At 67.2% G+C, this 13,132-nt stretch carries 12 protein-coding genes and 1 pseudogene; 7 read left to right on the plus strand and 6 right to left on the minus strand.

Annotated elements, in window-relative coordinates; all coding sequences use genetic code 11:
• Positions 1-497: 497 nt before the first annotated feature.
• The 5 genes from Q7W02_20340 to Q7W02_20360 all read left to right on the plus strand — a co-directional run bounded on the left by Q7W02_20340 (position 498) and on the right by Q7W02_20360 (position 4,119).
• Positions 498-980, plus strand: a complete 483-nt coding sequence (locus tag Q7W02_20340; protein MDO8478498.1) for a hypothetical protein — start codon at positions 498-500, stop codon at positions 978-980.
• 141 nt (positions 981-1,121) lie between these two features.
• Entirely contained in the window at positions 1,122-2,891 is a 1,770-nt protein-coding gene (locus Q7W02_20345; GenBank protein ID MDO8478499.1) for an AI-2E family transporter, read from the plus strand.
• A gap of 41 nt (positions 2,892-2,932) precedes the next feature.
• Entirely contained in the window at positions 2,933-3,340 is a 408-nt protein-coding gene (locus Q7W02_20350) for a hypothetical protein (protein MDO8478500.1), read from the plus strand.
• Positions 3,341-3,392: 52 nt separating this feature from the next.
• Positions 3,393-3,626, plus strand: coding sequence for a helix-hairpin-helix domain-containing protein (locus tag Q7W02_20355; protein MDO8478501.1), 234 nt, complete (start codon positions 3,393-3,395; stop codon positions 3,624-3,626).
• A gap of 31 nt (positions 3,627-3,657) precedes the next feature.
• Complete coding sequence (locus Q7W02_20360; protein MDO8478502.1) at positions 3,658-4,119, plus strand: hypothetical protein; 462 nt, start codon at positions 3,658-3,660, stop codon at positions 4,117-4,119.
• A gap of 112 nt (positions 4,120-4,231) precedes the next feature.
• Here the strand turns inward: Q7W02_20360 and Q7W02_20365 are convergent, their stop codons facing one another.
• Both Q7W02_20365 and Q7W02_20370 read right to left on the minus strand, forming a co-directional pair.
• Positions 4,232-4,627: a hypothetical protein gene (locus tag Q7W02_20365; GenBank protein ID MDO8478503.1), complete on the minus strand. Its 396-nt coding sequence runs from the start codon at positions 4,625-4,627 to the stop codon at positions 4,232-4,234.
• Between the two features lie 48 nt (positions 4,628-4,675).
• Positions 4,676-5,617: pseudogene (locus Q7W02_20370) on the minus strand (NAD(P)/FAD-dependent oxidoreductase).
• A gap of 269 nt (positions 5,618-5,886) precedes the next feature.
• On the opposite strand from Q7W02_20370, the gene Q7W02_20375 reads away from it, so the two are divergent.
• Both Q7W02_20375 and Q7W02_20380 read left to right on the plus strand, forming a co-directional pair.
• A complete protein-coding gene (locus tag Q7W02_20375) occupies positions 5,887-7,479 on the plus strand; it encodes a B12-binding domain-containing radical SAM protein (protein MDO8478504.1) in 1,593 nt (530 codons plus the stop codon).
• Positions 7,479-9,734: an MMPL family transporter gene (locus tag Q7W02_20380; GenBank protein MDO8478505.1), complete on the plus strand. Its 2,256-nt coding sequence runs from the start codon at positions 7,479-7,481 to the stop codon at positions 9,732-9,734. Before Q7W02_20375 ends, Q7W02_20380 begins: the two co-directional genes overlap by 1 nt.
• 25 nt (positions 9,735-9,759) lie before the next feature.
• Here Q7W02_20380 and Q7W02_20385 read toward each other — a convergent pair whose 3' ends face one another.
• The 4 genes from Q7W02_20385 to Q7W02_20400 are packed head-to-tail and all read right to left on the minus strand — an operon-like array spanning position 9,760 to position 13,066.
• Positions 9,760-10,476 carry an ABC transporter ATP-binding protein gene (locus Q7W02_20385; GenBank protein ID MDO8478506.1) on the minus strand — a complete coding sequence of 239 codons (717 nt, stop codon included), beginning with the start codon at positions 10,474-10,476 and terminating at the stop codon, positions 9,760-9,762.
• Between the two features lie 3 nt (positions 10,477-10,479).
• Positions 10,480-11,223 carry an ABC transporter ATP-binding protein gene (locus Q7W02_20390; GenBank protein MDO8478507.1) on the minus strand — a complete coding sequence of 248 codons (744 nt, stop codon included), beginning with the start codon at positions 11,221-11,223 and terminating at the stop codon, positions 10,480-10,482.
• Positions 11,220-12,215 carry a branched-chain amino acid ABC transporter permease gene (locus Q7W02_20395; protein ID MDO8478508.1) on the minus strand — a complete coding sequence of 332 codons (996 nt, stop codon included), beginning with the start codon at positions 12,213-12,215 and terminating at the stop codon, positions 11,220-11,222. Before Q7W02_20395 ends, Q7W02_20390 begins: the two co-directional genes overlap by 4 nt.
• A complete protein-coding gene (locus Q7W02_20400; protein MDO8478509.1) occupies positions 12,212-13,066 on the minus strand; it encodes a branched-chain amino acid ABC transporter permease in 855 nt (284 codons plus the stop codon). The genes Q7W02_20395 and Q7W02_20400 overlap by 4 nt, the downstream gene beginning before the upstream one ends.
• Positions 13,067-13,132 lie beyond the last annotated feature (66 nt).

Consider the following 13,132-nt stretch of genomic DNA (forward strand, 5'->3'; position numbering starts at 1 on the left):
GCCCCAGGGCCACGCGAGCCCTCCGTGAGCTCTGCGCGCTCGTCAACGAGCACGAGACGGTCTACCCTGGCACCACGCTTCGCCTGCGCTTCGAGGCGCCGACGTTGCAGGAATGATCATGCGTAGGTCAGGAGCCCTGCATTGATCTCGTCGACGCGTAGGCAACATAAAGCCTGTTCTCCGACACGGCGGCCCTGGGGGCCGTCTCACAGCCTCCGGCGCTTCCCGGCAGTCGATGAGCTTCCGAGGGCGATCGGGATGGACCAAGGTACAATGGGCAGACGGAATCGGGCCGACTAAAGTGAGGGTGTGGTGACGCCTGCGCGGTCCTGAGTGAGCCTCCAGCTAGTCTGCGCGCGCCTACCGCACGGCGCCTCTCGAGGGGGCTCTGGACCCACGAGAAGGGCAGCTTCTACCACAACGGCCGCTTCGCGGGACTCCGCGGGGTCGTCGATCACTACAACTCAGGGACGTCGCGTTACGGCGAGGAGATGATCATGGGTCGAGAGAGGATACTGTACGAGGGAATTCTGGTCGGGCTCGCGGGGGCTGCTGCGGTCGCCGTCTGGTTCTTCCTGTATGACCTGGCCGCCGCCACGCCGTTCCGAACCCCGGCTCTACTCGGCGCGGTGCTCTTCGAGGGTCTGCGAGATACCGCCACGCTGACGATCGCGCCGGGCATCGTCCTGAAGTACACGGCAGTCCACGGGCTGGTCTTTCTCGTCTTCGGGGTGGCGGCCGCGGGCCTGTTCGCTCTCGCCGAGCGTGACCGGCACGTGCTGTTCGGCGTGTTCATGCTCTTCTGCTGTTTCGAAGTGGCCGCCTTCCTGGCGATGATGGTTCTGGGTTCGTGGCTGTTCAACGCGCTCCGCCCATGGGCGATCCTCGGTGGGAACCTCGTCGCTGCGCTGGTGATGCTGGGCATTCTCTTCCGCGATCATCATTTCTCCCTCCATGAGGCGTTGACGTCCGGCGAGTAACCTGGGAGAGGGGGCGCCAGTCGCAGTCGGCCCAAGTCGTCAAGGTTGAGTCGAGCCAGAGCAAAGCCACCGGCATTGAACGAGAATCGCGCTGAAGAAGAGTTGACGCCCTCACCGCGCATCGTCGGCGGAGGAACGGACATGAACAAGGGTTGGGGAATCATCGCGCTCGTCGTAGCGGCCTTGTACTGGCTGCAGGGCGTGCTGATCCCGCTGGCGCTGGCCGTCCTGCTGACGTTCCTCCTGAGCCCCGTCGTCGACATCCTCCAGCGGCGGGGGCTGGGTCGGGTGCCGGCGGTCCTCGTGACTGTCCTCCTCGCCCTCTCGGTCCTGGGCGGGGTTGGCTGGACGCTCACTCGCCAGATGGTGACGCTCGCGGACGAGCTGCCACGGTACAGCCTGAACATCCAGCACAGAATCGCGGATCTTCGCGGAGCCAGCAAGGGCGGTTCCATGGAGAAGGTTCAGAAGACTGTGGAGGACGTCGTCGGCGAGATCCAGAAGACGGACAAGCCGGGCGTGACGAGTCAAAAGCCGATCGCCGTCGCCCTGGAGTCCCCGTCCATTCTCGCCCACCTGCCAAGCCTCCTCCAAGCGTTGGCGAGCGCGGTGGTCGTGGCTGTGCTCATGGTCTTCATGCTGCTCGAGCGCCGGGAGCTCCGGGATCGGGTGATTTTGCTGATCGGCTATCGGCGGGTGACGGCAACGACCAGAGCCTTGGACGAAGCCGGGGCGCGCATCAGCCAGTACCTACTCATGCAATCCATCATGAACGGCAGTTTTGGCGTGGTGGTAGGACTCGGCCTGTTCCTGATCGGGGTCCCTTACGCCGTCACCTGGGGGTCCCTGGCGGCAGCCCTTCGGTTCATCCCGTACGTGGGGACATACAGCGCGGCCCTCCTGCCGTTCGCCCTCAGCCTGGCGATCTTCCCAGGATGGCTCCAGCCGGCGCTGGTCGTCGGTCTATTCCTCGCGGAACAGGTCGTCACCAACATGGTGATCGAGCCGTGGCTGTACAGTCAGAGCGCCGGGGTCTCGCGGGTCGCGCTCCTGGTAGCGGTGACCTTCTGGACCTGGCTCTGGGGACCGGTGGGACTGCTGCTGGCGACGCCCCTGACGGTCTGCCTACTCGTGCTCGGCAGGCACCTGCCCGCCCTGGGGTTCCTCGTCGTCCTCATGGGTGACCGGCCGGTCATCGAGGCCAAGGCGCGCTATTACCAGCGACTGCTCGCGCGCGACCAGGACGAGGCGGCCGACATCGTCGAGGACTACGTGAGCGCGGACGGACGGGAGTCGGTCTACGACGCGGTGCTCCTGCCCGCGCTCTACTATGCGAAGCAGGACCGCGATCGCGGTCTGTTGAGCGAGGGTGACACGCAGTTCGTAGGACAGGCGACCCGAGAGATCCTCGACGTTCTCGCCCACGACGCTCCCGCCCCCTCAGAGAGGGACCCGGGGGACCTCTCCCTGAGTGACCGCGGCGCCGACACCCGGGTCTGGATCGTAGGGTGTCCCGCTCGCGATGAGGCGGATGCCCTGGCGCTCGAGATGGTGCGACATCTGCTGGACCCCGCGCGGTACCGGATCGAGATGATCGGCGCCTCGATGCTCACGGCCGAAGTGGTCGCCTGGGTCGACCTGCACCGCCCCGCGCTCCTCTGCATCGGGGCCGTGGCTCCGGGCGGCTTGAGCCAAGCGCGGCATCTCTGTAAGCGCCTGCGTTCGCAATGTCCAGAGCTCAAGATCGTGGTCGGTCGCTGGGGTCTCCACGACGAAAAGGATGCCGATCGCCGGCACCTGCTCGCGGCCGGGGCCGATCACGTCGAGACGACCGTGCTCGATACGCAGCGGACGCTGACCCAGGTGGGGCTGACGCTCGAGAGTGCCCACGCTGCGTCACCCGCATCGTGAAGCACGGGGGTCGCAAACACAGTTTCCTTCGTCAGCATTCGTTGAGCATCGCCTCGGTCAGCATCCTCATCCTGTGGATTTGTCTGTACAGTGTCTCCAGCAACAGCACTCATATTGGCTCGTTCTTTGGCAATGCAATCGCCGACTGGTCGGGCGTCGTGGTCATGGTATTTGTGACCAAGTACTTGTACGAAAAGGGCTCGGCTGAGAGCCGACGTCCACCGCGAACCCTCTTGAGTCCCGTCCGGCAGCTACTGCGCGACCACTCTCTCAGCCTTTTTCTCATCGTCACGGGAATCGGCTGGATTGCGGTCTATACTTCGATGAACTCTGAGGCCAAATGGGGGCAGGTCGTCGGAAACATCGTTTCAGAATGGACGCAGATTTTCGGTCTCGTACTGTTGACGAAACGGCTGATGGAGCGACACTCAAAGGAGAGCGCCCGGTGAATCAACCGCCGGGGGCGTTTGTGTTTCTCACTTCGCAGCCACGGAGGCGCGTATGCCAACCCGAGTGAGAGTCAATCTGGCCAACGCACAAGAGTTGCTGGAGCTTCCCGGAATCACCCCCGCCGAGGTAGAGATCATCGTGAGGTTTCGCGCTGAGCATGGCCCCATTGGAGACGCCGATCAGCTGGAGCGCCTTCTGAGCCGTCACCCCATCCCCGACATGCTCAAGGAGCGCGCCGATTTTTCCCCGGCCGACAGCACCGCCCCCGAGGCTCCGGGTGCCTAACGGCGCGCGAGAGCATGTGTGTGGTGAGACCGTGAAACTATTCGTGCTTGCGGCGTTGCTCGCGTTGGCAGTGACGGAACCCGTGCATGCTCAAGTAGGTGTCAACATCGGGATTCAGCTCCCGGGCCCGCCGACACTCACGGTCATCCCCGGAGCCGCCGTCTACTACGCTCCTCGCGCCCCCGAGAACATCTTCTTCTATGCTCATCAGTACTGGCTCTTCGCGGGAGGTGGATGGCACGTCGGGCATACCTGGAACGGCCCGTGGGCGGGGGTCGCGCCTGCGCACGTCCCGATGCCCCTGCTCCGCGTGCCCGTCCGCTACTACCGCGTGCCCCCTCCACACTGGAAGGGGGGCCGTCGTGACGCGCCGCCGCGGTGGGAGGCTCATTACGGGCGTGAGTGGCACGAGGAATCCCACGAGCAGGCATGGCGGCAGCGTGAGGAGCACTGGGATCATGCCAAGCACAAAGGCAAAGGGCGGGGGCATTGACCGGCGACGTGGGCAAGATGGAGTCGTAGGAGGCTATGTCGAGCGCGCCACCTGCTTCTGCGGCGCCGTGTTCGAGCGGTGAGAGGACGAGCGTGGGGACGGGCTCACGGCCTCACGGGCGCTCCGGCACCTCACAGATCTCGTGGAGGTCGTGGGCGGCGATCTTGATGAAGCGTTCCGTCTGACTCGGATGGACGGAGAGCTGGGCCGCGAGCGCATTCGCCGTCATGCCGCTGCGGATGGCCATCGCCGCCATCTGGATAAGCTCGGCGCCCGCATAGTTCACCATCTGGACACCGAGCAGCCGCTCGTCGATGGCGTCGAACACCAGCTTGAGATACCCGTCGTCCTCGCCGGTGGCGCGGCCGTTCGACGCCCCCCGCATGTCGTGGGTCGCGACGTGGCACCGGACGCCGCTGGCCTCCACCTCCCGGTGGGTCCGACCGACCTTGGCGACCTCCGGTGTCGTGAAGATCGTCTGGGGCACGATCCGTTCGTCGGTGGTCATCCGGTCGCCTTCGAGCGCGTTGTGAGCGGCGAGACGACCCTCGTACGCGGCCACCGGCGTGAGCTGCATGTTGCCGGCGGCGTCCCCCGCGGCGTAGATGTGCGCCACGGACGTCCGCAGATAGGGACTGACCTTGAGGCCGAGGTGGCCCATCTCGAGACCGAGGCGTTCGGCTCCGAGCGTGGCGGGGCTCCACCGGCGTCCGATGGCCAGGCACGCCTGGTCCGCCGTCCGCGCGCGCGGCTCGCCGTGATGCGTGAAGTGCGTGGTCACGGCGCCCCGTGTTCCGGAGAAGCCCGTGAGCGTCGCGCCGAGATGACACGTGATGCCTCGGCTCTCGAGAATCTTCCTGACATAGCCGGCGACGTCCGGGTCGAAGGCCGGAAGAATTTCGCTCTCCTGCCCGATGACCGTGACGTCAGCGCCGAAATCGCTGAACGCGCCGGCCATCTCGAGACCGATGGCCCCCGCGCCGACGATGACGAGACGCGTCGGAAAGACGGGTAGGAACAGGATCTCGTCCGACGTGATCGCGGCATCGATACCCGGTACGGCAGGCATGACGGGCGCGGATCCCGCGCCGATGATGATCTTCTCGCCCCACAGGGCCGAGCCGTTCACGGCGATCGTGTGCGGATCGCTGAACCTGGCCTCGCCCAGCACGACCTCGGCACCGGCGTGCGCCAGCGACGCCGGGAGCGGTTGAAACTCCTTGACGATGTCATGCTGCCGGCGGACGACCGCCGGCCAGTCCAGCTCGACGGCGCCGGCGGTCGTGCCGAACCGCGCCGCGTCCTTCGTGAGCCGGTGAATGCGCGCTGACCTTACCAAGGTCTTTTTCGGAATTCACCCCCGGTTGACGCACGTGCCGCCGAGCGGCCCTCGCTCGACGAGCACGACCCGGGCCCCGAGTGTGACGGCCGTTTTCAGCGCATTGATGCCGGCGGCCCCGCCGCCGATGATGACCAGGTCGTAGCGCTCCAAGGCGATCCCTCCTATTGTGCCCCGTATGTGTTCAAGGCGACACGCTGAGTCTAGCCGACGTCATCAGGAGGTCGTCTAGTGGACCTTGGTCCAATACGGCGGAGGCCCTGTACCGCTTACCTCGTAGTAGCGGGACTCCTCATCCACGGTCACGGTGGGCATGACAGCCTGAGAATACTGCGCGATCGCCGCGGATCACACGAGCGAAGGCGTTCCTTGATCGGTTGAAGGCCATGGTACACTTTTGCTCAAGCGGCCGAGACCGGCCATCCCGCATGCGAACCCCCTATAGCCCGACAACGGTCCGCAATATCCTCTGCGTCTTCCCGCACTACACGCCGTCGTTCGGGACCTTCCACCACGCCTACGCGCTCCTGGGCGGCGTCCGCGCCTTCATGCCGCCGCAGGGGCTGCTGCTCATCGCCGCCTATCTGCCCAAGTCCTGGCGCGTGCGCTTCGTGGACGAGAACGCGCAGGCGGCGACGCTCGAAGACTTTCGCTGGGCCGACGCTGTGCTCGTGTCGGGCATGCACGTCCAGCGCCCCCATATCGAGGACATCATGCGCCGTGCGCATGCCTGCGGCCGGCCCGTGGCCGTGGGCGGCCCGTCCGTCTCCGGCTGCCCGGAGATGTACCCCGAGGCGGATTTCCTCCACGTGGGGGAGATGGGGGACGCGACGGACGAGCTCATCGAGCGGCTCGACGGCCTCGAGGGCCGGCCCGAGCGCCAGGTCGTCCTGACCACGGGCGAGCGCCTCCCCCTCGCCGCGTTCCCGATGCCCGCCTACGAGCTGATCTCGATCCCGGAGTACTTTCTGGCGAGCGTCCAGTTCTCGAGCGGCTGCCCCTACACCTGCGAGTTCTGCGACATCCCCGCGCTCTACGGGAGGAACCCGCGACTCAAGACGCCCGAGCAGGTGGTGGCCGAGCTGGACCGGCTGCGCGAGGGCGGGGCCCAGTCCGTCTACTTCGTGGACGACAACTTCATCGCCAACCCGAAGGCGGCGCTGGACTTGCTCCCGCACCTCGTCGCCTGGCAGCAGCGCCACCGCTACCCGCTCCGGATCGCCTGCGAGGCCACGCTCAACATCGCCAAGAACGAAGCCCTCCTCGGGCTCATGCGCGAGGCCGGTTTCGTCACGATCTTCTGCGGCATCGAGACGCCCGAACCGGAGGCGCTCAAGGCGATGTCCAAGCAGCAGAACCTGCGCCTGCCCATCCTCGACGCGGTCGAGACGATCAACCGTTACGGCATGGAGGTCGTCTCGGGCATCATCATCGGACTCGACACTGACACGCGCGAGACGGCGGACCGGATCATCGAGTTCATCCACGCGTCGCGGATCCCCATCCTCACGATCAACGTGCTCTACGCCCTGCCGAAGACGCCGCTCTGGACGCGACTCGAGCGCGCGGACCGGCTCGTGCCCGGCGAGGGCCGGGAGTCCAACGTGGACTTCCTCCTGCCGTACGACACCGTGCTCGACATGTGGCGGCGCTGCATCGAGGCGGCCTTCGAGCCCACGTTCCTCTATGCGCGCTACGCGCACCAGCAGGCCCATACCTTCCCCCATCGCCTCCCCTATCCCGTGGACCCGCGCCGGCTCGCTCCGCACAATATCCTGCGGGGGCTCGGCATCTTCGCGCGGCTCTTCTGGCGCCTGGGCGTCCGCGGCGACTACCGCCGCGCCTTCTGGGCGATGGCGGCGCGGATGCTCGGCACCGGGCGCTTCGAGCAGTTCATTCACAGCGTCATCGTGAGCCATCACCTCATCGAGTTCGCGCGGCAGTGCCTGGCCGGCATGCCGGAACCGTCGTTCTACGCGCCGGCCAGATCGCTGCCGCCCGTCCTCCACGTCGACACGTAGTGTTCGCCGCTTGGGGCCGCTTCGTCCACCGACACCGATGGCCCGTCCTTGCGCTCTCCGTGCTGTCGCTGGCCCCCTCCGTCTGGCAGATCGTCCGGGGCGCGACGTTCGACAACAACCCGCTGTCGAGGTTCACGGAGTCGGGACGCGCCATCGCCCTCATCGAGCGGGAGCTGCCGAAGAAGCCCCCGTCGTTCGGGCTCATCCTCGGCAGCGCGTCCCTTCGCGCCAAGGACCCCGCCTTCCGCGACGCCGTCGCGCGGGCCCTCGCGCCCCTCCGCAACGATGCGCGAGTCGCCCGCGTGGTGACGCCGTTCGACGGCGCGGGGCCGGACCCCCAGCACGTCTCCCGCGACGGCCGCCGCATCCTGGCGACGGTGGAGCTCACGAGCGGGCCGTCGGAGTTCGCCGCCCTCAATCTCGGCCAGGGCGAGAGCGGCGCCTACGCGGAGCTGCGCGCCCTGGTGCGCTCCGACGCGCTCGAGGTGGTGCCGGTGGGAACCATGGCCCTCAACCACGACTTCACGGAGACGGCCACTCGAGCCATCGCGCGCGCCGAGCGGGTGCTCTGGCCCGTGGTGCCGCTGCTGCTCGTTCTCGTCTTCGGCTCCGTGATCGCGGCCGCGCTCCCGCTCGGCGTCGGCGTGCTCAGCGTGGCGGCGGGGATGGCAGCGACGCTCGCGCTGTCGCGGGTCGCGCCCGTCTCCGTCTACGCCGTCAACGTGGTCTCGATGGTCGGCTTCAGCGTAGCGGTGGACTACTCGCTGTTCGTCGTCAGCCGCTTCCGCGACGAGCTGCGCGGGCGGCCGGGCGCCGAGGCGCTCGCGCGCACGATGGAGACCGCGGGCCGGGCTGTCCTCTTCTCCGGTCTCACCGTGGCCATCGGGCTCCTCGGCATGCTCTGCCTCCGCCTCCGAAGCCTGGCCTCGATGGGACTGGCGGGCACGGCCGTCGTCCTGCTCGCCGTCGTCTTCGCCCTGACCTTCCTCCCCGCGCTCCTCGCCATCCTCGGACCGCGCGTCGACGCGCTCCGGCTGCCGTTTCTCAACCCGGAGCAGTCGGAGCGGAGCCGGCGCGCCTGGCGGCGGCTCGCCGCCGCGGTAATGGCGCACCCCTGGCGCGTGCTCCTCCCCGTCGTGGCGGGGCTGCTCCTCGTCGGCTCACCCTTCCTGCGGCTCCGGCTCGGGGGCAGCGACGCGAGCGTGCTGCCGGCCTCGGCGGAATCGCGCCGCGGCGAAGAGCTGCGGCGTGGCGAGTTCGTCGCGGGCGAGGCCAACCACCTCGTGGTGGCGCTCCATGATTCCCGGGGCCGGACCCGCTCGGCCGAGTCGGTGGGCCGGGCCCATGACTTCTCCCGGTGGCTCGCCGCGCTCCCGAACGTGAGCCGCGTGGACGGGCCTGTGTCCATCGATCCCCGCATCACCCGCGATCAATACCAGAAGATCTTCGCGACGCCGCGCGAGCTGCTGCCGCCATCGCTCCGCGAGGCCCTCGCGCAGACCGCGAGCGACCGCCTCATGCTCCTCGTCGTCTCGACCCCGCTGCGGGCGGGCGCCCAGGAGGCGCACGACCTCGTGCGGACGATCCGCGCGGCGCACCCGCCGGTGGACGGCGAGGTCCTCGTCACCGGCCAGACCGCTCTCGATCTCGATTTCGCCGACGCCATCGCCCGCAACGCCCCGGTCGCCGTCGCCGTCATCCTGGTCGCGACCTACGTGGTGCTTTTCATGCTCCTCGGCTCCCTGCTCCTGCCGCTCAAGGCGGTCGTCATGAACGTGCTGTCCATCAGCGCCTCCTACGGCGCGCTGGTGTGGATCTTCCAGGACGGCCATCTCGGCGGCTGGCTCGGTTTCACGCCGGGGCCCATCGAGACCTCGACGCCGATCATCATGTTCTGTGTGATGTTCGGTCTCTCGATGGACTACGAGGTCCTGCTGCTCAGCCGGGTCCGCGAAGAGTACGATCGCACCGGTGACAACACGCAAGCGGTCGCGTTCGCGCTGGAGCGTACGGGCCGGCTCATCACGGGGGCGGCGGCCATCATGGCCGCGGTATTCTTCGCCTTCGGGACGGCCGACATGGTCCCCATCCAGGCAATCGGAATCGGGATGGGCATCGCGGTGGTGGTGGACGCGACCGTGGTCCGCGCCCTCCTCGTACCCGCGACCATGCGGCTGATGGGCGAGTGGAACTGGTGGGCGCCCGCGCCCCTCGCCCGGCTGCACCGCCGGCTGAAGCTGGGCGACACCCACTAAGACACGCGCATCGACACGCTGGCTCCTACACCTCTAGGTATCGCGCGCGGATCTCCGGCTGGGCGTTCAGCTCCTCGACGGTCCCGCTGAATCCGACGTGGGCCTTGCCCATGAGGTAGACGCGGTGGGCCAGGGACATCGCCACCTTCAGGTTGTGCTCGACGAGGAGGATCGACACCCCGGCCTGGTTGACCTCCGCTAGCACGTCGCGAACCTCCTTCACCACGAGTGGGGCGAGGCCCTCGGTGGGCTCGTCCACGAGCACCAGGTCGGGGTTGCCCATCAAGGTCCTGGCGATGGCGAGCATTTGCTGCTCGCCTCCCGACAGGAGCCGGCCCTTCTGGGCGGTCCGCTCCCGCATGAACGGGAAGTGCTGGTAGATCCGCTCGACGGTCCACGTGGTGGCAGAGCGATTGGCCGCGGCCCGGCCTCGCTTGATCCCCATCGACAGGTTGTCGAGCACGGTGAGGTTCGGGAAGATACGTCGCTCCTCCGGTACGTAGCCGATGCCGGCGCGGGCCACCTTGTACGGGGGCGCTCCTGCCAGGTCCTTGCCGCGATAGAGCACTCGTCCCGAGCTCGCCCGGACCAGCCCGATGATGCTCTTCAGCGCGGTGCTCTTTCCCATGCCGTTGCGCCCCAGGAGCGCGACGATCTCGCCCTCCCCAACGGTCAGCGAGAAATCTCGCAACGCATGACTCTCGCCATAGTAGGTGTTCAAGCCCTCGATCTCGAGCAGCATCGCCTAGTCCGCGACCTCTCCCAGATAGGCGTCCCGGACCGCCTGGTTCGCCTTGATCTCGCGGGGCGACCCCGTGGCGAGGATCTCGCCGTGGTGGAGCACGGTGATCTGGTCCGCCAGCGAGAACACCACGTCCATGTCGTGCTCGACGATGACAACGGTCCGCCCCTCAGTCAGTCGGCGGATCAAGTCGACGGCGTTCCGAGTTTCGTCCCGCGACATCCCGGCGGTCGGCTCGTCGAGCAGGACCAGCTCGGGGTCGGTGCTCATGGCCAGGCTGATCTCCAGGGCCCGATGCTTGCCGTACGAGAGCAAGCGGGCCGGCAGATCGCGCTCCGCGGTGAGGTTGATCCGCCGGAGGACCTCCTCGGCCTCCTCGGTGACGTCCCGCATCGCGTCCACCATGTGGAGCAGGTTGAAGCGCACCCCCCGCCGGCCCAGAATCCCCATGCGGACGTTCTGGAACGCGGTCAGTCTGGGGAACGTGCTGGTGATCTGGAAGGAGCGCCCCATGCCAAGGCGCACGAGCGCGTGCGGGGGTGCCGCGGTCACGTCCTGTTCCTTGAAGAACACCCGGCCACTGCGCGGCGCGTAGGTGCCGGAGATGACGTTGAAGAGCGTGGTCTTGCCGGCCCCATTGGGGCCGATGACGGCGTGCCGTTCGCCTCGACGCACGCTCAGGTTGACGCGGGACAACACCCGCAGACCGTCGAAGTCGTGGGAGAGGTCCCGGGTTTCGAGGATCACCGCGCGATCTCCGTGGCGCCCCGCGGCGCGAAGCGCGCGCGGGCCCGGGCCCGCACAGCGTCCACAAACCCCATGAACCCCAGCGGGGCATACATGATGACGAGGATCAGGATCAGCCCCACCACCAGCTCGACGCGCTCGGTGTACCGGCTGGTCAGCTCGCTGATGAGCCCGAAGATCGCCGCGCCAAAGATCGGGCCGAAGAAGCTCCCGACGCCGCCGATCATCGTCATCGTCACCGGCGTGAAGGAGTTGAGGACGTGCAAGGCGTCGGCCGAGATCAGGTTCTGGAACAGCGCGTAGACCGACCCCGCCACCCCGGCGAAGCCGGCCGAGAGCAGGTACACGACCGCCTTGGTCTGGGGAACCCTGAAACCCAGGTAGGCGACCCGCCTGGGATTGTCCCGCAAACCGACCATGACGCTCCCGAACGGCGTCTTGGTGACGAACCAGAGGACGAAGACGCTTAGTCCCAGCACGGCGGCGGCGAAGTAATAGAAGCTCGACGGGTCCTTCATGTCGACACTCACGAGGCCGGGGATGCGGAACGGCGGGATGGCGAACCCGCCGATTCCGTCCTCGCCCCCGGTGATCGCCCGCAACTTCAGGGCCAGGACGTACATCAGCTGGGCGAAGGCCAGGTGAAGCATCGAGAAGGCGGTGCCGCTTACCCGGACCATGAGGGGAGAGAGGAGCAGGGCGAGAGCGACCGCTGCCGCCACGCCAATGACCAGGGCGGGCAATAGCGGCAGGCTCTTGATGTGCGTCAGGGCGAGCGCGGTGCCGTAGCCGCCGGCCCCGAAGAACATGGCGTGACCGAAACTGAGGAGCCCGGTGAAGCCGAGAAGGAGGTTGAAGGATACCGCGTACAGGGCGAAGATGCCGAACGTGACGAACACGTTGGTGAAGTAGATGCCGAACAGGTACGGATAGGCGAGCAGGGCGGCAAGCGCAAGGCTCCCGCCGATCCATCGCAGCGTGGTAGGCGTCATTCCCTCTCGCCGAACAGGCCCATGGGCCGGAAGGCCAGGACGATGGCCATGAAGAGGAACATCAGGACCGGTGCGAGCTGGGACACGAACTGCACGCCGTAGGAGTTCAGCTCGCCGAGGATGATCGACACAAGGAAGGCGCCCCAGAGACTGCCCAGGCCGCCTGTCACTACCACCACGAACGCGTCCATGCCCATCTGGTCGGCCAAGCCGGGGTAGACAGTAAGGATGGGCGCGATGACGACGCCGGCCACGCCCGCCAGCCACGTGCCCGTGCCGAACACGAGCATAAAGACGAGCGGTACGTTGACACCGAGGGCGTTCACCATGCCCGCGTCGGAGACGGCGGCCCGCACCACCGTGCCCAGCCGCGTCGTGTAGAGCAGCGCGGCCAAGATGCCCAGCACCACCAATGCCAGGCCGATCACGAACACGCGATAGAGCGGGTAGTCGAGACCGCCGAGCGCCAGCCGCCCCTCGAGAACCGCCGGGACGTGGATCGGCAGGCTCTCCGTCCCCCAGAACACCTTGACACCCTCCAGGATGACCAGTGAGATGCCCACGGTCAGGATCAATTCCCCCATGTGCCCGAAGGCGTGCACCCGCCGGAGGAGCAGGCGCTCGCACAGCACGCCCAGGACGGCTGCTACCACGGGCGCGACGAGGAGCGCCAGCCAGAAGCTCCCGAACACCGCCAGCACCTGGTAGGAGAAGTACGCGGACAGCATGAAGAAGGAGGCGTGGGCAATGTTCAGGATGCCCATCATCCCGAACACCATGGTGAGCCCCGACGCCACCAGGAAGAGCAACATCCCGTACGCCAGCCCGTGAACACCCTGGGCCACGTACATCGCCGTTGTCGGGTCCACGCTTTGTCCTCTGCCAGCCCCAGTCAGGAGCTGAAGTGATCGCCGAGT

The organism is Candidatus Rokuibacteriota bacterium (assembly GCA_030647435.1).
Lineage (GTDB): Bacteria > Methylomirabilota > Methylomirabilia > Rokubacteriales > CSP1-6 > AR37.

Excerpts from the sequence above, each read along its gene's own strand:
- Q7W02_20395 (MDO8478508.1), bottom strand. The coding sequence starts at position 12,215 with ATGACGCCTACCACGCTGCGATGGATCGGCGGGAGCCTTGCGCTTGCC.
- Q7W02_20340 (MDO8478498.1), top strand. The coding sequence starts at position 498 with ATGGGTCGAGAGAGGATACTGTACGAGGGAATTCTGGTCGGGCTCGCG.
- Q7W02_20400 (MDO8478509.1), bottom strand. The coding sequence starts at position 13,066 with ATGTACGTGGCCCAGGGTGTTCACGGGCTGGCGTACGGGATGTTGCTC.
- Q7W02_20375 (MDO8478504.1), top strand. The coding sequence starts at position 5,887 with ATGCGAACCCCCTATAGCCCGACAACGGTCCGCAATATCCTCTGCGTC.
- Q7W02_20385 (MDO8478506.1), bottom strand. The coding sequence starts at position 10,476 with ATGCTGCTCGAGATCGAGGGCTTGAACACCTACTATGGCGAGAGTCAT.
- Q7W02_20365 (MDO8478503.1), bottom strand. The coding sequence starts at position 4,627 with ATGACCACCGACGAACGGATCGTGCCCCAGACGATCTTCACGACACCG.
- Q7W02_20355 (MDO8478501.1), top strand. The coding sequence starts at position 3,393 with ATGCCAACCCGAGTGAGAGTCAATCTGGCCAACGCACAAGAGTTGCTG.
- Q7W02_20345 (MDO8478499.1), top strand. The coding sequence starts at position 1,122 with ATGAACAAGGGTTGGGGAATCATCGCGCTCGTCGTAGCGGCCTTGTAC.